The organism is Streptomyces sp. NPDC052036, assembly GCF_040680495.1.
Lineage (GTDB): Bacteria > Actinomycetota > Actinomycetes > Streptomycetales > Streptomycetaceae > Streptomyces.
Map to the genome: position 1 here is coordinate 1 of NZ_JBFAWW010000061.1, position 21,837 is coordinate 21,837.

18 protein-coding genes and 2 pseudogenes are annotated in these 21,837 nt (G+C 68.9%); 8 read left to right on the forward strand and 12 right to left on the reverse strand.

Translation table 11 applies throughout. The features are described from left to right. The 6 genes from AB0L95_RS39585 to AB0L95_RS39610 form a co-directional block, all read right to left on the reverse strand. A partial coding sequence (locus AB0L95_RS39585) for an aldose epimerase family protein (RefSeq protein ID WP_365171142.1) occupies positions 1-697 on the reverse strand: 697 nt, incomplete at its 3' end. Between the two features lie 324 nt (positions 698-1,021). Beyond that, positions 1,022-2,059: a LacI family DNA-binding transcriptional regulator gene (locus tag AB0L95_RS39590; protein WP_365171144.1), complete on the reverse strand. Its 1,038-nt coding sequence runs from the start codon at positions 2,057-2,059 to the stop codon at positions 1,022-1,024. A 92-nt stretch (positions 2,060-2,151) separates the two neighbouring features. After that, complete coding sequence (locus AB0L95_RS39595) at positions 2,152-3,174, reverse strand: ABC transporter permease (RefSeq protein WP_365171146.1); 1,023 nt, start codon at positions 3,172-3,174, stop codon at positions 2,152-2,154. Continuing rightward, the gene (locus AB0L95_RS39600; protein WP_365171148.1) at positions 3,171-4,136 is read right to left on the reverse strand and encodes an ABC transporter permease; all 966 of its coding nucleotides are present in this window, start codon (positions 4,134-4,136) and stop codon (positions 3,171-3,173) included. The genes AB0L95_RS39595 and AB0L95_RS39600 overlap by 4 nt, the downstream gene beginning before the upstream one ends. After that, the gene (locus AB0L95_RS39605) at positions 4,133-5,773 is read right to left on the reverse strand and encodes a sugar ABC transporter ATP-binding protein (RefSeq protein WP_365171150.1); all 1,641 of its coding nucleotides are present in this window, start codon (positions 5,771-5,773) and stop codon (positions 4,133-4,135) included. Before AB0L95_RS39605 ends, AB0L95_RS39600 begins: the two co-directional genes overlap by 4 nt. A gap of 92 nt (positions 5,774-5,865) precedes the next feature. Next, complete coding sequence (locus AB0L95_RS39610; protein WP_365171152.1) at positions 5,866-6,984, reverse strand: ABC transporter substrate-binding protein; 1,119 nt, start codon at positions 6,982-6,984, stop codon at positions 5,866-5,868. A 672-nt stretch (positions 6,985-7,656) separates the two neighbouring features. On the opposite strand from AB0L95_RS39610, the gene AB0L95_RS39615 reads away from it, so the two are divergent. The 3 genes from AB0L95_RS39615 (at position 7,657) to AB0L95_RS39625 (ending at position 13,437) form a co-directional block, all read left to right on the forward strand. Then, on the forward strand, positions 7,657-9,873 hold the full coding sequence (locus tag AB0L95_RS39615) for a DUF5127 domain-containing protein (RefSeq protein ID WP_365171154.1): 2,217 nt from the start codon (positions 7,657-7,659) through the stop codon (positions 9,871-9,873). Positions 9,874-10,086: 213 nt separating this feature from the next. Continuing rightward, a complete protein-coding gene (locus AB0L95_RS39620) occupies positions 10,087-13,206 on the forward strand; it encodes a LamG-like jellyroll fold domain-containing protein (RefSeq protein WP_365171156.1) in 3,120 nt (1,039 codons plus the stop codon). Between the two features lie 138 nt (positions 13,207-13,344). Beyond that, a complete protein-coding gene (locus tag AB0L95_RS39625; protein ID WP_365171158.1) occupies positions 13,345-13,437 on the forward strand; it encodes a hypothetical protein in 93 nt (30 codons plus the stop codon). Between the two features lie 238 nt (positions 13,438-13,675). On the opposite strand, the pseudogene phoU reads toward AB0L95_RS39625, so the two are convergent. Together phoU and AB0L95_RS39635 are read right to left on the reverse strand one after the other, a co-directional pair. After that, positions 13,676-14,306, reverse strand: a pseudogene (gene phoU, locus AB0L95_RS39630) (phosphate signaling complex protein PhoU); the annotation flags it as partial. Positions 14,307-14,857: 551 nt separating this feature from the next. Then, a complete protein-coding gene (locus AB0L95_RS39635; RefSeq protein WP_365171159.1) occupies positions 14,858-14,995 on the reverse strand; it encodes a hypothetical protein in 138 nt (45 codons plus the stop codon). 301 nt (positions 14,996-15,296) lie between these two features. On the opposite strand from AB0L95_RS39635, the pseudogene AB0L95_RS39640 reads away from it, so the two are divergent. Beyond that, positions 15,297-15,422 (forward strand): annotated as a pseudogene (locus AB0L95_RS39640) (ISL3 family transposase); the annotation flags it as partial. Here AB0L95_RS39640 and AB0L95_RS39645 read toward each other — a convergent pair. The 3 genes from AB0L95_RS39645 to AB0L95_RS39655 all read right to left on the reverse strand — a co-directional run bounded on the left by AB0L95_RS39645 (position 15,382) and on the right by AB0L95_RS39655 (position 16,805). Further along, positions 15,382-15,753, reverse strand: coding sequence for a DUF6415 family natural product biosynthesis protein (locus AB0L95_RS39645; RefSeq protein ID WP_365171160.1), 372 nt, complete (start codon positions 15,751-15,753; stop codon positions 15,382-15,384). The pseudogene AB0L95_RS39640 and the gene AB0L95_RS39645 sit on opposite strands and share 41 nt — an antisense overlap. 106 nt (positions 15,754-15,859) lie before the next feature. Continuing rightward, positions 15,860-16,120 carry a hypothetical protein gene (locus tag AB0L95_RS39650; protein ID WP_365171162.1) on the reverse strand — a complete coding sequence of 87 codons (261 nt, stop codon included), beginning with the start codon at positions 16,118-16,120 and terminating at the stop codon, positions 15,860-15,862. Positions 16,121-16,202: 82 nt separating this feature from the next. After that, positions 16,203-16,805, reverse strand: coding sequence for a hypothetical protein (locus AB0L95_RS39655; protein WP_365171164.1), 603 nt, complete (start codon positions 16,803-16,805; stop codon positions 16,203-16,205). Between the two features lie 213 nt (positions 16,806-17,018). Here AB0L95_RS39655 and AB0L95_RS39660 point away from each other — a divergent pair, with 213 nt between their 5' ends. Next, positions 17,019-18,071: a helix-turn-helix domain-containing protein gene (locus tag AB0L95_RS39660; protein ID WP_365171166.1), complete on the forward strand. Its 1,053-nt coding sequence runs from the start codon at positions 17,019-17,021 to the stop codon at positions 18,069-18,071. Between the two features lie 214 nt (positions 18,072-18,285). Beyond that, the gene (locus AB0L95_RS39665) at positions 18,286-18,762 is read left to right on the forward strand and encodes a hypothetical protein (protein WP_365171168.1); all 477 of its coding nucleotides are present in this window, start codon (positions 18,286-18,288) and stop codon (positions 18,760-18,762) included. Between the two features lie 7 nt (positions 18,763-18,769). Here the strand turns inward: AB0L95_RS39665 and AB0L95_RS39670 are convergent, their stop codons facing one another. Continuing rightward, positions 18,770-19,039 (reverse strand): hypothetical protein, encoded by a 270-nt coding sequence (locus tag AB0L95_RS39670; protein WP_365171170.1) that lies wholly within the window; start codon positions 19,037-19,039, stop codon positions 18,770-18,772. 569 nt (positions 19,040-19,608) lie between these two features. On the opposite strand from AB0L95_RS39670, the gene AB0L95_RS39675 reads away from it, so the two are divergent. Together AB0L95_RS39675 and AB0L95_RS39680 are read left to right on the forward strand one after the other, a co-directional pair. Continuing rightward, a complete protein-coding gene (locus AB0L95_RS39675) occupies positions 19,609-20,931 on the forward strand; it encodes a transposase (RefSeq protein ID WP_365171172.1) in 1,323 nt (440 codons plus the stop codon). Between the two features lie 102 nt (positions 20,932-21,033). After that, positions 21,034-21,726, forward strand: coding sequence for a SpcZ (locus AB0L95_RS39680; RefSeq protein ID WP_365171174.1), 693 nt, complete (start codon positions 21,034-21,036; stop codon positions 21,724-21,726). Positions 21,727-21,837: the final 111 nt, after the last annotated feature.

Genomic DNA, 21,837 nt, shown 5'->3' on the forward strand with positions numbered 1-21,837 from the left:
GGGCGGTCGCCACCCGGTTCGACAAACTCGCCGTCCGCTTCGAAGCCACCGTCCTGATCGCCGCGATCGGCGAATGGTTATGACCGGCCTGAGCTGTCGGCTCCTCGAGCACCCAGCAGTGGTCGTAGCCGCCGGCGTCGTGGAGTTGGGCGTCAGCGTCTGCGATGCGCTCGCCGATCCTGCGCGGCTCGGCGAAGTCGAAGGCGGTACCGGCGGTGGGGGCGGCCGGACCGAGCGGGATGGCTTGCGCGGTGACCGGGAGGTAGGCGTCCGCGTCGAGGGCCAGGAAGTGGGAAAGGACGTCTCCCGAGCCAGCCCCTGTAAGGTTGAAGTAGGCATGGTGGATGAGGTTCACCGGGGTGGCTTGGTCGGTGCACGCGGTGAAGTCCAGGCGTAGGGTGCCCGATCGGTTGAGGGTGTAGAGCGCAGTGACGTCGAGGGCGCCTGGGAAACCCATGTCACCGTCGGGGCTGTGCAGGTCCAGTCGCAGGGCAGCGGCATCCTCGCGTGGCTGTGGCTCGGCGCGCCACACGCGGCGGTGGAAGCCGCCGGGGCCGCCGTGCAGGGCGTGGCCTCGGTCGCCCACAGCCACTTGGTGCGTCGTGCCGTCCAGGGTGAAGAGTCCACGATGGATGCGGTTGGCGTAGCGTCCGATGAGAGCGCCGAGGTACGGGTTGTCGGCCGCATAGTGGGCCAACTCGGGCAGGTCCAGTACGACGCACTCGGCGGTTCCGGCTGCGTGGGACCTCCAGCCAGTTGCAGGATGCCTCCGAAAGTCAGCACCTGGGCGCGCACACCCGTGCCGGGGTCCAGTGTCCAGCACTCAACGGGGCTGCCCTCGGGGGCGGTACCGAAGGGCGCGCTGGACAGGGAGGGGTGTGACATGGGGGTCCTCGGTGCGGGAAGGGATGCCGCGCGGCGCGACTGATGCGGGCGGGGGGATCGAGCAGGCTTGGCGAGACGAAGCCCGTGTCCCTGCAGGCGTGCGCGAGGTGGCGGGTGAGGTGGGCTGGGCGTCGGCTCAGGGGTGGGCAGCCGGTGTGCCGCGCCCGATCGTGGATTCGCGTTCGACCAGGGTGTAGCCGGGCAGGATGCGGCGGGGGAAGGCTGCGGTCGGTGTGCCGGCGTCGATCCGTTCCACCAGGCAGTCCACGGCGAGCCGCGCGATCGCGGCCTTGTCGGGGGCGACTGTGGTCAGGGACACCGCCGCGTAGCGGCCTTCCTCGATGTCGTCGAAGCCGACCACTGCGATGTCCTCGGGCACGCGCAGTCCGCGCTCGAACAGTACCCGCATCGCTCCCAGGGCGATCAGGTCGTTGTAGGCGAAGACGGCGTCCGGTGGCTCCGCGCGGTCCAGCAGGTAGGCCATTGCGGCGGCACCGTCGCGGTGGTCGTAGCCGTCGGTGGCGACTACGAGTGACCCGTCGGGTGTGCCGCCGGATGCCCGGATCTCCTCGCGCCAGCCGCGTAGGCGCAGGTGCGCAGGTTGGCGCAGGCTCTCCTGGCGGGCACCGAGGAAGGCGATGCGGCGTCGGCCCAGGGCGATCAGGTGCTGCACGGCGGTACGGGCGGCGGCCACGTTGTCAATGGCGATGTGGTCGTAAGGTGCGTCGTACTCGCGTTCGCCCAGCAGTACCAGTGGTGGGCCGTCGAGACGGGCGAGCAGGTCTTCGGTCTCCAGTTGGATGGGGCTGAGGATCAGCCCGTCGATGATGTGAGCGCGGAATCCTTGGGCGACCAAGACCTCCTTCTCTCGTAGCCCTGCGGTGTGGTCGAGCAGCACGGTGTGGTCGTGCTGAGCGGCGGCGTCGATGACGGCGCTGGCCAGGTCCGCGAAGTAGGGGTTGCCGAGTTCGGGGACGGCCAGTGCGATGATGCCGGTGCGGCCCTTGCGCAGGTGGCGGGCGGTCAGGTTAGGACGGTAGCCGAGATCTTTGATGGCCTGCTGGACGCGCTCGCGCGTGGCCGGGCTGACATACGGGTAGTCGTTCACGACATTTGAGACGGTTTTCATCGACACGCCCGCGCGCTGCGCGACATCCTTGAGGCTGACGCCCACGGCACTATGCTCCCTCGTCACGGTCGGGTCGGGTATCCCCCGGCCTGGCCTTATTCCAGTGCGGTCCCCTGGTCCGCCCAGGCGGCGTGTGGCTATTCCAGTCGCTGGGTTCGGCTGAGCAGGGCTTGGAGCAGCACGACGAGGGCCAGGAACGCGCCGTTGACGGTGTCGGTGAACGCAGATCCGTACTGGGAGACATAATGGTCGATCAGGTTGTGGATCACTGCGAGCAGGAGCACTCCGCAGGCGGTGCCGCCGACCGAGCCGGCTCCTCCGGTCAGCAGCGTTCCGCCGATAACCACCGAAGCGATTGCGGTGAGTTCGTAGCCGCCTCCTATGGTGGTGACGCCGGAGCCCAGTCGGGCGCTGCCCAAAGCGCCCGCTGTGGCGGCCAGCGTCCCCGACAGCAAGTAGACCAGCATCTTGGTGCGTGCCACCGGCAGTCCCATGAGCAGCGCCGCGTTCTCGTTGCCGCCGAGCGCGGTCAGGTTGGCGCCGAAGCGGGTTCGGGTCAGCAGCAGCGAGCCCAGTGCGAACAGGGCGGCGACGATCAGCACTGGCGTCCAGATGCCGGCGCCCAGCACGCGAAACGCCGAACCGGGAGGGACCAGGTAGGTCGTGGTGCCCTCGTGGGTGACGGCCTGAAGCAGCCCGCGCGCCCCGAGCAGGCCCGCCAGTGTGACGATGAAGGGTGCCATGCGGGCGCGCGCTATTAGCAGTCCCTGGATCGTGCCCCAGGTGGCGCCGACCGCCGCAGGCAGCATGACCGCCAGCCAGGTGCCCTGCGTCTGGGCCCCGTAGGCGGCGAGCACGCCACCGAGCGCGTACATCGAGCCGACGGAGAGGTCAATGCCGCCGGTCATGATCACGAAGGTCATGCCCAGCGCCAGCAGCCAGACGAAGGCGTTGTTGCCCAGGATGCTGCTCACGTTGGACCAGGTCGAGAAGGTCTCGGAGCTGGCCGAGGCCACTGCGATCACCAGGACCAGGACGGCCAGCGCGCCGCGGCGCTGCACCTGCGCCGCGAGTCGCTCCCCCAGCGGTGCCCGTTTGGGCCCGGTGGCGGGGGTGGTCTCCGGGGACAGCGTGGTGGGGGACGAGACGGTGGGGCTCATCGGGCACCACGCTCCTGGGACGCGTACACGGCGAAGCAGATGATGGCCGCCTCGACGATCTGGGTATAAGACGTGTGCACGTTGTGCTGGGTGAGAACGGCCGTGATCAGCTGCATGAATAGCGCGCCGGCCACGGTGCCGAGCACACGCACCTTGCCGCCGGTCAGCGGCGTGCCGCCGACCACGACCGCGGTGATCGCGTTGAGTTCCATGCTCAGGCCCTGGTTGGCGGGGTCTGCCTCGGCGCTGTGACCTACGATCATCACTCCGGCCAGTGCGGCGAGGATGCCGGACAGGATGTAGACGGTCATCAGTACCCGTCGCACAGGAAGTCCGGACAGCCGACTGGCCGCCCGGTTGTCGCCGATGGCGACCAGCCGCCGGCCCAGAGTCGTGCGGCGCACCATCAGCCCGGTCAGCAACGCACATGCCGCCACTATCCACGCCACCACCGGCACGCCGGCGACACTGTCCGCGCCGAGCGCGAGCAGCCCGGGGTCGGTGACCGGCTTGGCGGAGTCGCCGTTGATGGTCTCGGCAAGGCCGCGGACGCCGATCATCAGCGACAGCGTGGCCACGATCGGCTGGATGCGGGTGAAGGCCACCATCGTGCCGCCGATCGCCCCGGCCGCCGCGCCGAGCGCCAGGGCCATCAGCAACGCGACCGGCAGCCCCCAGCCCACGTAGAGGGGGACGATCGCGGCCGACAGCGCGATCACGGCGCCTACCGAAAGGTCGATCCCCTCGGTGCCGATCACCAGTGCCATCCCGAGCGCAACCAGGAGTGTCGGCGCCACCTGGAACAGCTGGATGCGGACATTGGAGAGGGACAGGAAGCTGGTGTCCAGGCCCACGGCGACCACGAACAGCGCCGCCAGTGCGGCGTAGACGCCGTACTCCTGGAGCAGGTGTCGCAGCCGATCGCGATCGCGGCCGGCGTCCGCCCAGCTGAGGGCACTCATTGCTGCTCTCCCTTCTCGTCCTTCGGGTTATGGACGCCTGTGGCCGCCGCGTGGACGGACGAGGGTTCGTCGGGGTCGGTGTGGCGGTTCGCGGGGTCGTCGCCCGTGGCAAGCGCGCCCAGCAGGCCCTCCTCGGTGACGTCGCCGTCGGCCAGATGGCCGACCACTCTGCCGTCCTTGAGCACGACGACCCGGTCTGCACCCTCGATCAGTTCCTCCAGGTCGGAGGAGATCAGCAGGACACCCAGACCGGCCCTGGCCAGTTCGTCGATGAGCGCCTGCACTTCGGCCTTGGCGCCGACGTCGATGCCGCGCGTGGGCTCGTCCAGCAACAGCACCTGCGGGTTCAGGGCCAGCCACCGGGCCAGCAGCACTTTCTGCTGGTTGCCGCCGGACAGGTCGCTCACCTTCTGGTCAGGGCTTGAGGCCTTGATCCGCAGCCGGTCCATGAACAGACGCACGATCTCGTCCTGCTTGGTCTGCGATACCAGCCCGGCCCGGGACAGGCGCGGCAGTGCGGCCAGCGAGATGTTCTCGCGGACGGACAGGTTGGGGATGATCCCCTCCACTTTGCGGTCCTCGGGCAGCAGCACCACGCCGGCCCGGATCGCCGAAGCCGGACTGCGCCGCGTGAGTGGCCTGCCGCCCACTTCGACCTCTCCCGCATCGGTCGCCAGCGCGCCGATTACCGCTTTGGCGGTCTCGCTGCGCCCGGCGCCGAGCAGACCGCCCAGGCCGACGACCTCACCTGGGTGGATGTCCAGCGAGACGCCGTACACTCGGTGCCGGACCGTCAGGTCACGTGCCCGCAGGGCGGGCGGCCCCTCCGGGCGGCTGTGGCGGTCGGCGTCGAAGGCGGTGCTGCCTGTGTCGCGGACGGCCGCGATCTCCCGGCCGAGCATCAGCGAGATCAGCCGCAGCCGCTCAAGGCCGATCATGTCGCCGGTGTGCACGATTGCGCCGTCGCGCATGACGGTGACCCGGTCGCAGATCGCGTACAGCTCGTCCAGGCGGTGGCTGACGTAGACGACCGCGATGCCCTGCGCTTTGAGGTCGCGGATGACGGAGAACAGCGTGTCCACCTCACGCGGCTCCAGAGAGGAGGTCGGCTCATCCATGATCACGATGCGGGCGTCGACCTGCACCGCCCTGGCAAGCGCGACCATCTGCTGAGCGCCCAGGCCAAGCGTGTGCAGTGGCCGGGTGACATCCACGTCCACGCCGTACCGAGCCAGCACGTGCGAGGCCTCGCGGTTCATCCGGGACGTGTCGACCAAGCCGAAGCGCCGCGGTTCACGGCCCAGGAAGAGATTGCGCGCCACCGACATCAGCGGGACGAGGTTGACCTCCTGATAGATGGTGGAGATACCGGCCGCCTGCGCCTCCAGGGGAGTGCGGAAATCCCGCTCCGCACCAGCGAAGCGCACCCGTCCTGCATCCGGCCGATACACCCCGGTCATCACCTTGATCAGGGTGGACTTCCCAGCACCGTTCTCACCGATCAGCGCGTGCACCTCGCCGGGGCGCAGGGCGAAGTCCACGCCACGCAGGGCGCGCACGCCGGCGAAGCTCTTGTCGACCCCCGCAACCTCCAGGACGAAGTCGGGGTGGGTGGTCTGGTCCTTCTCGACCAACATTTCCTCCTCGTAGGTGGCTGTCGGCGGCGACCGGGGCGCGGGGCCGGGACCGCGGGGGCGCGCCCCCGGCCCTGCGCGGTTCGGGCAGCCGGTCAGTACACGAGGCCCTGGGCCAGCGCCTGCTGGGCGTTGGCGCCGGTGAAGTGGCCGTCCTTGATGATCACCTTGGGCTGGACCCCGGTCGCGCCGAAGAAGTCCTGGAGGGACTGGAAGGCCAGCGGGCCGAACCGCGGGTTGGTCTCGATGTCGGCGGCGAGCTGTCCGTTGGCGACGCCCTGGACGGCCTGCTGGATGCCGTCGATCGACACGATCTTGATGTCCTTGCCGGGCGTCTTCCCGGCCGAGCGGATGGCCTGGATCGCACCGAGGGCCATGGCGTCGTTCTCCGCGTAGACGGCGTTGACGTCGGGGTGGGCCTGGAGCAGCTGCTCCATGACCTTCTGGCCGTCGGTCTGGTCGAAGTTACCGGTCTGCGAGGCGACGACCTTCATGTTCGTGTACTTGGCGACGAGTTGGTCGGTGAAGCCCTTGGTGCGGTCGGCCGAGACGTTGTTGCCCGGGGTGCCCTGGAGGATCGCGATGTGGGCCTGTGCGTGGGTGGCGCCGGCGAGGTCGTCGGCCGCGATCTGTGCCTGACCGTAGAAGTTGGAGCCGATGAATGCGATGAAGTCTTGGCAGGCCGTGCCGGTCACGGTGCGGTCGATGGTCAGCACCGGGATCTTCTTCGCCTTCGCCTGTGCCAGGGCAGGACCGAGACCGTCGGAGTTCTCCGGAGCGACGATCAAGGCCTTCGCGCCCTGCGCGATCATGTCCTCGATCTGTAGGTTCTGGGCGTTGACATCGGCGTTCGCGTTGCGCTCGATCAGCTTGATGCCGAGCCGCTTGGCCTCGTCCTCGATGCTCTTGGTCTCGGTCGCGCGGAAGGGGTTGCTCGTCGACTCGGACTGGGAGAACCCGACGACCGTCGCCCCACCTGCCAGACTTAGCCGCGGGACGCCGCCCGCGTAGGACCGGTAGGTGCAGCCCGAGCCGGTGGGCGCAGCGGACGGCGACTCGACCTGCTGGGCACCGGCGCTGTTGGCGGCCGAGGGGGCCCGACTACCCGAAGCCGCCGTGGTGGAACCGGAGTTGGTGCACGCGGTCGCAGTCAGACACAGGCCCGCGGCGAGCATCGCAGCAGTGGCGGCCTTGGCGCGAAGGGTGGCGTTCATGCGCCGATCACTCCCTTGGATGCGGGGAAGGAGGATGGGGTGGGGTGGGGTGAGGTGGGTGCGAGTGGGGTCGCCGGCCCCCTGATTTCCAACGTTGGAACGGGACCTTGCAGGAGCGGTGCGAGGCTGTCAAGGACTCCTGCACAGTTCCGCAGCCGAGGCCACCGAGTCGGCCAACACACCTCACTTCCTGTACTGATCCGCACCAACAGACAGTCGCCCCAGGTGAAGTGGAGCACACGAAGAACAGGAAACTGTCTTGTCCCATGCGCGACCGGCACGCGAGTACGACTGGTTCCTCCTTGGGGGTGGACAGCACAGCGACGCCGTGCTGTCATTCCCCTGCTTCGATTTCCAACGTTGTTTTCAGGCTCGGTGTTTGGACGCAGTGGCGTCGCCACCCACTGCGCTCCCCCGCGCGGGACGCGGCCCGGCCATGCCCGCTCAGGCGAGGCCGGCGCCCGTTGGTGTGCCGTGGCCTTGAGGTCCACGCCCGCGCCGGGCCTGTAGGCCGCACTCACCATCTCTTGCGCGCAAAGTCGCCAGTCCTCGCTTGCCCAGCCACCAAGTGCTCGGCGACTTCAGTCCCCCGGCGGGCCTGTGCCGTCGGGCCGCCGCGGGTTCCGCACACCCCGTCATTACCGCTTGGACGAGCGGCACTTGGAGGAACCAATGCCCCACCACGACCACCCCACCGAGCAGCCACCAGCCGCGCAGCAAGCCGCCGGGGAAGCGGGACTGAGCCGCCGCAAGCTCATGCGCTGGTCCGGTGTCGCAGGACTGGGCGCGGCAAGCACGGCCCTGCTGCCCGGCATGGTCCACAGCGCGGCCGCAGCCACCCCCGCCCCGGCGATCGCCGCACCCAGCCAGACCCCCTCGGTAATGCCGGGCTCGTTCGACCCGATCCGCCCACCCGCGGTCCCACTCGCCGTCCGCTCCCCGTACCTGAGCACCTGGATGCCTGCCGACAACCTGGCCGGGACCTGGCCGTCCTTCTGGAGCGGGCGCATCACCGCGATGACGGGAATCGCCCGGATCGACGGGGTACCTTTCCTGTTCCTGGGCGCCCCCAACATCGTCGGCACGGTGCTGCGCGGGATGACCCAGCGCAGCCTGACGGTGACCGCCACCCGCTCCCAGTACGTCTTCGCCGGCGGCGGCGTGGAGCTGACCCTGACCTTCCTGTCCCCGGTCGAGCCGGGCGACCTGCGCCGGCAGTCGATGCCGCTGTCCTACCTCACCGCCGAGGTGCGCAGCGCCGATGGCAGCACGCACGAGGTTGGCCTGTACTTCGACATCTCCGGCGAGTGGGCGCACGGCAACTCCGCCACGAGGATTCGCTGGTCCCAAGAGCAGGTCAGCGGCTCCGGGGCTGCCCTGACGGCGCTCTCCTTCACCCCCGATGCGCCCGGTGTGCTCGCCGAGAACGGTGACATGGCCAGCTGGGGCACCGTCGTGTGGAGCGCAACCAACCGGCCCGGGCTGACCTGGCAGATCGGCGCGGACACGGCCGTGCGGCCGACCCTGATCGCCAAGGGGAAGCTCGACAATTCCGCCGACACCAACCAGCCGCGTGCCATCAGCGACAACTGGCCCGTGTTCGCATTCCACTTCGACCTCGGCAGCGTCAACAAGCGCACGCAGTCCGCGGTGCTGTCGGTCGGCCATGTGCGTGAACCGGCCGTCAGCTACCTGGGGACCCAGCTGCCGCCGCTGTGGCGCTCCTACTGGTCGACCTGGCAGGACATGGTGTCGTTCTTCCACAGCGACGCCGACGTCGCGCAGACCCGCACCGCCGCCTTGGATCGCAGGATCGAGCAGGAGGCCAGGGCCGTCGGCGGCACCAAGTACGCCGCGCTGTGCGTGCTCTCGCTGCGCCAGGCCTTCGCCGGTACCGAGCTGGTCACCCGCAATGGCAAGCCGTGGGCATTCCTCAAGGAGATCTCCAGCGACGGCAACGTCTCCACCGTGGACGTGACCTACCCGGCCATGCCGGTCTTCATCTACGCGGACCCACAATACCTGGGCCTGCTGCTGGCCCCTCTGCTCGACTACGCCGAGCGGGGCGGCTGGCCCAAGACCTTCGCCGAGCATGACCTGGGATCCAGCTATCCCAACGCGAGCGGGCACAACGACGGCAACGAGGAGGACATGCCGGTCGAGGAGTCCGCCAACATGCTCATCATGAGCGCGGCCTACCTGGCCCGCACCGACGCCGCGACCGCCAAGGCCTTCGCGACCGGCCACTACGCCATTCTCAAGCAGTGGGCCGACTACCTCACCGCGAACACGCTGGACCCTGGCAACCAGAACCAGACCGACGACTTCACCGGCTGGATCGCTCACAGCGCCAACCTGGCCCTCAAGGGAATCTTGGCCATCGGCGCGATGAGCCAGATCGCCACCGCCGCTGGCCACACGACCGATGCCACGGCCTACCTGGCCACCGCGAAGGACTACGCCAGCAAGTGGGTCTCCAAGGCCCAGGACACCAGCGGCGACCACCTCAAGCTCGCCTACGACCGGCCCGGCACCTGGAGTCTGAAGTACAACGGCTACCCCGACTCCCTGCTCGGGCTGGGCCTGGTGCCGGGCGCAGTCGCCCAGGAGGAGGGTGACTGGTACCTCACCCAGGTCAACCAGTACGGCATCCCCATGGACGTCCGGCACTCCTACACCAAGGGCGACTGGGAGATGTGGACCGCGGCCTGGCTCAAGGACCACCCCGTCAGCGACTACCTGGTCGGCGCGCTCTACGACTTCGCGAACACCTCGCCCTCCCGGGCGCCGTTCACCGACTGGTACGACACGGTGACCAACCGCCAGAACGGCTTCCAGGCACGTCCGGTCGTCGGCGGAATCTTCGCCCTGCTCAGCCTGCGCAAGTGATACACCGGCCGTCGGCGGGCTGCACTGTCCACGCCCGCACAGCCCGCCGACGGCCCTACCCCCACCGCTCACACCAAAACCCCTCCCACCGCCGCGCGCACATCGTCGGTGATCGTTCACACCCGCTCACCCGGTGGCACCCGGCCGTCCTGACACGGGGCCGCTGACCGCCCGAACACTCCCGGCCCACCCCAAATCCATGGAGGATGCCCCATGCCTGACTCTGTGGCTCGTGGCATGGCGAAGCCGAATGCACGGCCCACCCGCTTGCGCAGCCTGCTCGTCTGCGCCGCCGCCATCGTGGCCTTCGCAACGACCCTGTCCGGCACCGCCGCTCGGGCGGCCGGGACCGCGACAACGCAGTCCGGCGCCGACGCCCAACCGGCCGTCGGCGCCGGAACCCACTTCCTCAATGACGCCTCATACCTGTCCGGCTTAAACGACCCCGCCTGGTACGAGGCGAACATCCCGTTCGTGGACCTTCCGAACGCCACGATCCAAAGCGTCTACTACTACCGCTGGCGGGTGTGGAAGGAGCATCTGCGCTACACCGGCCCCGCCGACGGGTGGATCTCGACGGAGTTCCTCGACTGCTGCGGTTACGCGGCCCCCTATCAGGCGATCGACGCCGCCGCCGCGCACCAGATCACCGAAGGACGCTGGGTGCGCGACCCCAGCTACGTCGACGACTACATCCGTTTCTGGCTCACCGGCCCCGGCGCGGCGGCCAAGCCCGCCGCGGACAGTGTCAACGCTGACACCACCGACTGGGCGCACGAGTACAGCTTCTGGCTCGCCTCGGCCGCATACGGCCAGGCCAAGGTGAACGGCGATTTCACGCAGCTGCGCGCCCTCCTGCCCGACCTCGTGCGCCAGTACAGGGGCTGGGACAAACAGTTCAACACGCAGCTGGGCCTGTACTGGTCCGTACCGGTATGGGATGCCATGGAGTTCTCCGCCTCCTCCTACGCCTCCAGCGACCCCTACCACGGCGGAGCGGGCTACCGGCCGACGCTGAACTCCTACCAATACGGGGACGCCACCGCCATCAGCGCGATCGCCGACATGGTCGGCGATCGCGCCCTGGCCACCGAGTACGCCGGCCGTGCCTCGGCGCTGAAGGCAGCCCTGCAGAAGTGGCTCTGGGACCCCAGCCGAGACTTCTACTACACGATGGCACGCGACAACAACCCGGATCACAAGCTCTCCGGCACCCGCGAGGAAATCGGCTACATCCCGTGGATGTTCGGTGCTGCGGAGCCTGGGGACACCACCGCGTGGTCCCAGCTGCTCGACCCCCAGGGCTTCGCCAGCACCTACGGTCCCACTACCGCCGAGCACCGCAGCCAGTGGTTCATGTACCAGGCGACGGGTTGCTGCCGATGGGACGGCCCGAGCTGGCCATTTGCGACCAGCCAGACACTGACCGGCCTGGCCGACCTGCTCGACACCTACCCGACACAGGACACGATCACCAAAGACGACTACGTCACCGCGCTGCAGACCTACGCCAAGACCCAGATGCGCGGCGGCCAGCCCTACGTCGCCGAGGCACACGCCCCCGACGTGAACCAGTGGATCTACGACGGCTACGACCACAGCGAGGACTACAACCACTCCACCTTCGACGACCTCGTCCTGTCCGGACTCCTGGGCCTGCGACCGCAGGCCGGTGGCAACCTTCGCATGCAGCCGCTCGTCCCCGCCGACTGGGATCACTTCGCCGCCGAGAACGTGCCCTACCACGGGCACAACATCACCTTGCTATGGGACCGCGACGGCACCCACTACGGGCAAGGCCCCGGCATGAAGATCTACATCGACGGCCGGCTCAGCCGCACCTCGCCTACCTTGCGGGACATGACCATCGGCATCGGCCAGACCCTCACCAAAGCTGCCAGCCCACTGGTCAACGATGCAGCCAACCCGCTGCGCCAAGGCTACCCGAAGCCGATCACGTCATACACCTGGCGCTTCGACAACGCGTGGAACGCCCTGGACGGCAAGGTGTGGTTCAACGAGGTCCCCGAAGACACCCGGTGGACCAACTACAGCTCACCCAACAAGAACGACTACTACGGCGTCGACTTCGGCGCCCCCACCGTTGTCAGCAACATCCGCTGGTACGGCTACGAGGACGGCGGCGGCGTGCGCCCCGCAGCCGACTACCGCGTGCAGTATTGGGACGGCACCGCCTGGCAGGACGTTCCCGATCAGACACGCAACTCCGCGACCCCGGTCGGCAACGGCCTGAACGAGATCACCTTCCCGCCAATCACGACGACCCAGGTCCGGCTCCTGTTCACCAACCCGCCAGGTGCCTACGTCGGCGTGACCGAGTTCGAGTCCTGGGCCCCGTCCAGCCACGACGCGAGTGTCATGGTCGGCCCTCTCAACCCGAACGGCGTAATCACGGTCGGCTGCGCCACCCTCGTCGATGTCACCGTCCACAACACCACCGACCACGAAATCGATGCCGCTCACGTTGCCCTCGGGCTACCGAACGGCTGGACAGCGCGACCGTCAAGGGACGCACCGACCTCGATCGGCCCGCACCAGTCGGCAAGATGGCGGTTCGTCATCGTCCCCGCACCCGGCACCGCGCCAGGCAGTCCAGCAGCCCTGATGGCGACCGCGTATTACCGCGACGCCCACAACCTCACGCAGGCCACGCACCACCTGCAGAACCTAATCATGGCCTTCCCGCCCGGCCAAAACGATCCGATCGGGACCTGGGCCCTCAACGAGGGCACCGGCACAGTGGCCCACGACACCTCCGCAACCCACGATCTCCAGCTCGTCGGCGACCCGGCATGGGTTCCCGGCACGACGGGAACCGCCCTGCAATTCAACGGCAGCTCCCAGTATGGGCAGACCACCGCACCCGTCCTCGACACCACCGGCAACTTCACCGTCAGCGCGTGGGTACGCCTGGACCACACCGGATCCTTCGCCACCGCGGTCAGCCAGGACGGACCCACCACCAGTGGCTTCTTCCTGCAGTACTCGGCCGCCGACAACCGCCTCGCCTTCTCCACCGGCGAGGGACGGGCCCTGGCTGACCAACCCCCGGCACCTGGCCGGTGGTACCACCTGGTCGGGGTGCACAACGCCGACGCCGGCACCTACACCCTCTACGTCGACGGCCAGGCACAGACCACCGTATGGCACCAGCCGACAGGAGACAGCGCCCCGGGCGCCTTCGCCGTCGGACGCGCCTTCTCCGGCGGCCGCAACAGCGACTACTGGCCGGGCAGCATCGACCAGGTCCGCGCATGGAACCGCGCCCTTTCCGGCGCCGACGTCACCGCGCTGTACAACTCAGGCGGCTGACGTCCCTGCACGTGAAGCCCTCAAGACGCCCCAAGCGGCGCCTATTGCCGTGACCGACCCCAACCGGCGCGGCAACGGGCGCCACGTCAGCACAGGCCAGCATGGACGAGCCAGTACGGAACCGCCGAGTCCGGCGACGTGATCCTCACGGGCACGCCGAGCGGCGTCGGCAACGCCCGCAACCCGAAGGTGTTCCTCACCCCGGGGCAGAGGGTGGTGAGCCGCGTGTAGCGGGTCGGCGAGCTGAGGAACGTCGTCGTTGGCTGAATCGACCCGTGGCCCGCTGCCGGCCCCCACCCAGCTCACGCCGAAGCAGCGCGCCCTCTACGACGAGCTGTGCAGCGGGCCGCGCGCCGACGCCCGCCGGCCGAACGGACCGGTCCAGGGCTCCACCGGCGACCCTCTCGCCGAGGCGATCGAGCTGACCCTCCGCCTGAAACTCCCTCACATCCGTCGTACGCTCGCGGACGTGTTCGCCGGTGACCAGGTAGGCCACACGCCTGGCCACTGATACCGCGTGGTCGGCGAAACGTTCGTAGTAGCGGCCCACCAGGGTCACGTCGACTGCCGTCTCGACGCCGTGCGACCAGCGCTGGTCCAGCAGGTGCTGGAAAAGCGTGCGATGCAGCTCATCCATGCGGTCGTCGTCCTGCTCCAACTGCAGGGCTTTCTCAACATCCTTGGAGTCGATGACATCGGCCACCTTGGCCATCAGCCGTTGCGCCAGCTGACCCATTTCGAGAATCGTGCTGTGCAGGTCGCCAGGTATCGCGCAATCGGGGACGCGCAGCCGGGCCAGCTTGGCCACGTGCTGCGCCAGGTCGCCGGCCCGCTCCAGATCCGCGCTCATCCGCAGCGAGGTGACGACGATCGGTGGCGACCGGCTGAGTCGCGCCAGCAGAGCGACCGCCTTGTCCTCCAGATCTCGCTGCAGGTCATCAACCCGCTCGTCCGCCGAGATCACGTTCTCCGCCAGTTGCACGTCGGCATCGAGTAGGGCACTGGTGGCCCGGCCCATCGCCGAGCCGGCCAGCCGTGCCATCTCCAGCAGGCCATCCCCGATCGAGGGAGGCAAGCCCTTCGTGATACGCCTCCCGCATCCCGCGTCTCCACGCCCCTTTCGACTCCGCACGCGCCTGTGCTCACTCAGACTCGCGCACCCGGCGTACAGGCGGCGTCATCGGTGGCTCGCGCCGCGACGGGCGGTTCTCATGGCATCGCCGACCAGACTTGGGGTCCTCCGCCGTGCCACTCGATCAGAGGCGAGTTGGCTACATCGACCTCATCCAGGCCCTCCATGCCAGCCCGTTCCAAGAACACGCTCAGGTTGTGCCGGCTGTACGCCTTCCCGAGCGTCTCGCCATCCACCCGGACACGCCGACCGCCAGTCTCGTCGGGTGGGGACACGAGCAGGCGACGTTCGGCCATGCCATCAGCGTCACTTGTCCCGCGCTGGCGCGCATACGGAGAGGGCCCCGTCTTCGGCACGTGGCTCGCCTCGCCCGATGAGGGTGCGGGCGAGGCGGGCCACCTGAGAGATCCGACGCATGCCGGGTGGAAGCAACGACGCTCACTGTGACACGCAAGGCGTGCCTCGCAAGGGAGCTGCGGCTACGCCGACCCCGTTTCGGGTGATGTGCTTGTCAGCTGGTCAGGCGAACCGCCAGCCGGACAGCCGGCTGTCCTCGCCGACCTCGGCGGTCAGCCGCGCACCCGGCAGATCATGCACCCGGACACCGAGGGCGTCGGCGATCTCAGAAGCCGGGTAACGCTCCAGCTTGGCGCGCACTCCTGGCGACGCAACGGCGACGGTCTAGATCTGGTCTCCGAACAACAGCAAGAGACGGACGAGTACGCGCTCAGTGGTCATGACCGTCGCTCCTCTCGGTAGGTGCGGTGGTGGGCTTCCCCTCAGATAACGACGGACCCAGCACCGTGGCCCAAGGCCACCTTCTCGATGCCCCGACGCCGCCAGTCTGCTACCGGGCTTCCTGGCAACTACCCGGACCGGACTTCCACCGGCAAGCAACGACGAGCTTACGGTTAGCGATCAATCAACTACATGACCAACCTCCAGCCTCCTGGGCGCACAGTCCACCAACACCAAGACCCGCCTGATCATCCGCAGAGGCTTCGGCTTCCACTCCGCCGACGCCGTCATCGCCCTGGTCATGCTCACCCTCGCCGGCCCCCGCCCCCAACTCCCCGGACGCCAACCCTCTGGGGGCGCTCATGCGGGGCCAGGAGCACCCGGGTGAGGGTCGCAAGGTCGTAGACGTACTCGGCTGACGACGCCCCCGTGACGGGAACGTCCAGGACGTCGTGCGCCCGGGCGATGACGTGCTGGCCAGCACTCCGGTTGAAGGTGCCGGGCATCGCGGCCACCCGCTTCTCGTCCTCGGGCAGCAGCAGCCGCATGTGCCCGCGAAGGAGGCCCGCCATGTGTGCGCGGCTCTCCTCACCGACCGGTCGCGAATCCCACAGTGCCGTGCCGTACGTGCGGCGGATCAGACGGGCGTCGACAGCCGGTGCCGCGAGCGGCGTCATCGGCGCGCCCCCGCCCCGGCCACCGGCTCTTCAGTGACCGGATCGGGACAGTCGATGACCGTTACGTTGTAGAGGGTGGCGGCCAGCTGCGCGCCAACCATCCACTTCACGCGCGGCGGCGCCGCATGGCCCGCCGCCGCCGGGGCCCGTGAACCCTGCCGAACTCAGGCATCCCGTCGCCCTGGCGCAGTGCCCACGGCTGCCACAGCACGCCCGCAGAGTCCCGGTGCGGGAATCCGGCGAAGGTGATGTCGGCGAAGACGACACCGTCGGCACTGCGGATGACGGGCGGCTGCTTGAGGTGCTCGCTGCTCCAGACGGTGATGTGCGGGAGAGGGTGACCCTTGTAGGTCAGGACTGCGGACATGGCTCTCTTCACGGTGACGAGTCGGAAGGTGGAGTGCGCTGGCCGTGCGCGTCAGGGGACAGTCACGCACGGCCAGCGCGGTCTATGCGATGACCTGCGGTGCACCCGGTATCGCCGTCACGACCGCCTGCGCCTGCAGTACCTGGTAGAGGTGCTGGGGGTCCGTGAGACGGCCGGTGCCGTCGGGGGCGCTCAGCCAGTACGGGCCAGGCGGGGAGATCAGGTCCAAGCGCGGCACTCCCAGGTGGTGGACGTACGGTCGGGTACCGCCCAGGCACGCCACGCCCATATGAGTGAGAGTGCGCGGCCACTCCCGGTCCGTGCCGGGAGGCATCAGGACGTACAGGAACGGGCGGTAGGGGTCGCAGAACACCGGCCCGGCCACCTGCAGCTCGTACAGCCGCCGACGCAGCTGCTCCGGTCCGGCGTCGCGTTCCAGGTCGGCGCCCAACTGCGGGTAGGGCACGCGCACGGCGTCCCACACGATGCCCGCGGTCAGCAGCGCGATGCGCTGCCGCGTCCACTCCACGGCCGCCGTCTGGCGGGACGTCGCCGCCCGGTACAGCCACGCCTCGACGGCGGCTCTTCGCTCCCGGTCCTCGCCTTGCAGCGAGTCCGGTCGGGCCTGGCGCCCGCCGGCGGCCGCCGTGCTGCTCTCTGGGCCACGGCTGGAGTTGTGGTTCATCGCGCAGCTCCCCTCCATGGGACCTCGACGCCCCGATCGGGAATTCCAAGAGGTCAGCGCCGACCTGACACCGTGTCGGGCACTGTCTGTAGGAAACCGGCAACTCGGAGGAGCTGGCCATCTTCGATGCGGCCCACGCATACGTTTATGCACACAGCGCATACGAAGCGGGTACATCCTGGGACGCGGTACGTAGCGTGGGAGGGGAAGCGGATGGATTGGTCCCAAAACAGAGCTTTACGAGACGCTGCACGCGATGGCGACTACGGGCGTGTCATCAAACAGGCCCGCAAGGCCGTCGGCCTGACACAGCGGCAGCTCGGAGAAGCCTGCGGCCTATCCCAGTCCGCCATGTCCCGCCTCGAAGACCGTGGCGTCGGCCCGTACGACATGACTCTCCTGGCGAGCGCAGCCAGCCACCTCGGTATCCCTCCGAACCTGGTCGGCCTCGCCGACTACGACCGGAACGGAAACAGCACGGTGGAACGCCGCGAATTCCTCGCCGGCGTCGCCGCTATCGCCGCGACGCAAGCCATACCCCCCAACCACAGGCACGCCCCGAGTGGGGCAGCGGCCAGGCAGCCGCACTGCGCGTGGCCACCACCGCTTTCCGCCGCCTGGACGCCACCGTCGCCTCACGCGACCTCACGGACACCGTGCAATCCCACGTGCGGCTCATCCAGCGTGTCGCCTCGCAGGCACCTGACACCTCCCACAAGGCCCGCATGGCCGCCGTCGGCTCCGAAGCGGCATCCCTGGTCGGCTGGCTCGCCTGGGACATGGCAGACCACGGCTCCGCCCGCACCTGGTACGGCTCAGCGATCAAAGCCGCCCGTACCGCCGGGGACCCGCTGCTGTCCGCCTACCAGACGGGCAGCCTCGCCCAGTTCGAGGTGGAGGCAGGCAACACCGCTGAAGGGCTGCGCCTCATCGCCCGCGCACGCCGCCAGCTCGGCGCCGACCTGTCCGCCATCGCCGCGGCGTGGCTCGCCTCCATCGAAGCGGTCGCGCACGCCACCGCCGGTGACGACCGCGCCACCGAGCGGGCGTTGCGTGCCTGCGAGCAGAACACCGCACGCGTATCCCGCGAAGACCCGCCCCCGTGGCCGTGGGTGTTCTCCTTCGACGAGCGGAATGTGGCGTCCTGCAGGGTGGTATGCGGCGCCCGCCTCGGCCGGCCGCGCTGGATGGCGTCCACGAAGGACATCACCACCGCCCTGTCCTCCGGCCACGAGAAGCAGCAGGCCCTGCTCACCCTCGACGTAGCCAGCAGCCACCTTGCAACCGGCCGCCTCGACTCCGCCTTCGCCTTCGCCCTGGCAACCCGCGCCGTCCACGACGGGATGCGGCTACGGTCCGGGCGCGTCGTCGAACGCGCCCGCGCCTTCCGCCGCACCTACACCTCGCCGACACCGGCCGGTATCGTCCGCGATTTCGCACTCTGCTGCACGACGCCTATCTGTAAGATAGGGAGCCATCCATGCGCCTGGGCATCACAGGCCACCGGGGACTGTCACCCAAGGTGGAATCCCAAGTCCGCGAGCAGCTCGCCAAGGTTGTTGCCGACAGTGACCCCAAGGACCTGGTGGGCATCAGCTGTATCGCCGACGGGCCCGACGCCTGGTTCGCCGAGGCCGTCCTAGCGCACGGCGGCCGGCTTGAGGTGGTCGTGCCCGCCGTCCAGTACCGGGCCAGCCTTCCCGACTGGCACCACCCGGTGTACGACGAGCTGATAGATCGTGCCGCCGACGTCCACCGCACGGGGCTACGCGTGTCGACATCGCAGGCACACCAAGCGGGCAGCGAGATCCTGGTGGGCCTCGCCGACAGGCTGATCGCCGTATGGGACGGGCAACCGGCTCGCGGCTTCGGCGGTACGGCCGACGTCGTGTCCTACGCGCGCCGTCTCGGAGTGCCCGTGCAGATCGTATGGCCAGAAGGCGCCACCCGCGACTGAACACCCCTCACGGCACGCTCGTGACGTCCGGCCCCGCCCCGAAGATGCGACGGCAGCGGGGATGGGAGATCGGCCACGACGCCGCCTCCTCCACCGTCCGCAGCGTGCCGTTCGCCTTGTCGGGGTCCTTGTGGCTGGTCGAGCCGCAGTCGGAGCCGTCGAACACCTCCATGAACTGCACGCCCGCCTCGCAGGCCCGGTTGAGTGTGCCCGCGTTGTAGGCGACCGCGCTTTTGGCGAGGGTCGCGGCGGCCTCCGCCCACGCCTGCATCGGCATCCGCGCACCGTTGCTGTAGATGGCGTACGTGAGTTGGTGCTCGGCGGCGAGCCGGTCCGCGAGGCCTTCACGGCCTGCAGCGACGTGGTGTGTGGCCGGCGGCCACCAGCACCTCCCGGCGCGCGGCGTCCCGTACGGCCCGATAGAACCGGGTGGCCATGCGCTGCTCCTCCTCGGAGCGGCGCAAGGGAGATTGACGGTGGTCGCGGGGAATGGCGCTTTGCCGGGTGCGGCGAGGAGAGGGCCCGGAGGGACAGGCAGCTGACCACGGTGCTGTCGGGGAAGACGGCGACCGGCTCCGGGAGGCCAGCGCGGGCGATGGTGCAGGTCAAAGCAACCGGATCGTAGATCGCGATGGCGCAGCCGGTAGTGAGCGGCTCAGGCTCAGGGGGACGGGAGAATGCGCAGTCTGATGATTCTCTCGAGTTTGTAGCGAATCGCGATCTTGACTGGCCTGCAGCCTGGGTGAGTCGGGCCTGATGCGCGGCCGGTCGGGCTGGATGTGAAGAACCATCAGCGGTGATGATCAATAGCCTCGATGTGAGGAACGGCCGCTGATGGTTCCGGGGATGACGCTACCGGCGTCGTTGCTGCTTGTCCTGCATGTCACCCGCCCGTGCTTCACGAAGCACTCGTTCGAGACTTTCTGCCATCTCGTGGCCGGGATGGTCGCCCAGACCGGTCGTCGGACGGTCACCGGGATGGTCGCCCAGACCGGTCGTCGGACGGTCACCGGGATGCTGACCGGGGCGGGACTGTCGCGGTTGTGGCCGCACCGCAGGGCGCATGCCTTCTTCTCTGAGGCGTCCTGGGATCCGGACCGGCTCGGACTGCGGCTCGCCCGCGCGGTGGTGGAGGCCCTGCTGCCGGCGGACGCGCCGATCGCGGTCGTCGTGGACGACACCCTGCTCCACCGGGCCGGCAAGAAGATCTTCGGGGTGCTGTGGGCGCACGACGGCTCCGGGCGGGGCAAGGACAAGCTCGGGTTCGGCAACACCTGGGTCATCTGCGCGATCGTGGTCCGCCTGCCCTTCCTGACCAGGCCGATCGCGCTGCCGGTCGCCGCCCGGCTGTGGCGCGGCAAGGGCACCGCCTCCCGCACCGACCTGGCCCTTCAGATGGTCCATGACCTGGCCGCGCTCTTCCCCGACCGGACCGTCCACGTCACCGGCGACGCCGCCTACCACTCCATCAAGGTCGCCGACCTGCCCGGAACAGTCACCTTCACCACCCGGCTGCCGCGCAACGCCGCCCTGTTCGAGCCCACCCCGCCCCGGACGGACAAGCGCGGCCGACCCCGCAAGAAGGGCGCCGCACTCGGCTCACTGATCGCCATCGCCGAGGCAGCGACCTGGCGTCTGAGTGTCGTGGAGCGCTACGGCCGCACGGAGTTCGTGTGGATCACCGAACTGGAGTGCCTGTGGTACGGAGCCTTCAAGGACCTCCCGGTCCGCCTCGTCCTGGTCCACGACCTGGACTCGACCAACCCGTACGACCTCGCGCTGGTCAGCACCGACCACATCAGCACCGCCGACGACCTGGTCGAACGGTACGGCACGCGCTGGCCGATCGAGTCGACCTTCGAACACATGCGCGGCCACCTCGGTGTCGGCCAGGCCCGCAACCGCACCCGCCGCGCGGTCGAACGCACCGTCCCCTTCGGCCTCGCCGTCTACACCATCGTCGTGCTCTGGTACGCCGCTCACAGCCACCACCCCGCCGACATCGCCGACCGACGGACACGGCAGCCCTGGTACACCACGAAGGCGACCCCGGCGTTCAGCGACATGGTCGCCAAGCTCCGCCGGACGATCATCGTAGCCCGCCATATTCGCAACCCTGCAGGTCAGCCCGGCCCCGAGGAAATCGCGGCGGTCGTCCGCGCCTGGTAAGCAGCCGCGGCATAGAACAACCCACACCAAGATCGCGATTCGCTACAAACTCTAGTGATTCCTCTGGCTCCGGAACCGGGGCCATGAGTTCCGGAGGCTGCATTGACGACCGAACCGCCTATCCCGCCCGAAGCCGTTCAGCCCGTGTCGGTACCGAGCTGGCTGCATCAAGTCCGCGAGGTACTCGCCGTTCCGGGAGGTGTGTACGACGGGTTGGGGCACTGCACTGCCGAGGTGCCCTTCGCCGCGGTCCACCACTGGCATGCCGGTGCGGTGGCGGATCTGGTCGGTGAGGCGGTCGCCCAGCACGGTGTGGACGCCGCCCCGCATGACGCCTTGCGCGCAGTACATGCACGCGCGGCAGCTGGTGAGCCGATCGGCGAGGGCGTCTGGTCGGCGGTGCTGGAACCGGCGTTGCGCGATGTGTACCGGATGGCCTATCCCCGCGAGCAGGTACACGCCCGGGCGTCGTCGGCCGCGGCCTCCTTCGCGCGCTCGCGCGGTTGGTCCGAGGACGAGGCCGAACGCTACGGCGATTCGTATGCGCGTATGAACACCGAGGTGAGCGAGCGCGTGCACGCTGAGGCCAATGCGATCGCGAACGCTGCCACGTACGCCGGCGCTTTTGCTGCCGGGGATGCGGAGGACTACGCCCGCGCCTGGCCTTTCGCCGTGGTGCAGGCCTGGATCGCCGCGTACGCGGGACCGGACGGCACCAACGGGCCGGCTACACAGGAGGCCCGTGTGCGCCGGCGGGACGGCCTCGCCGACGCGGTGAGGCGCGCCACGCCGTGAGCAGGTGACCAGTGAGGCGTCGTGCGCGGACTCCACGGTGCGTTCACCAACCCAACTGTGGTGGTCAGTCAGCCCGTTAAGGGGCCGCCGGTGATGGGGATGCGCTGGGCG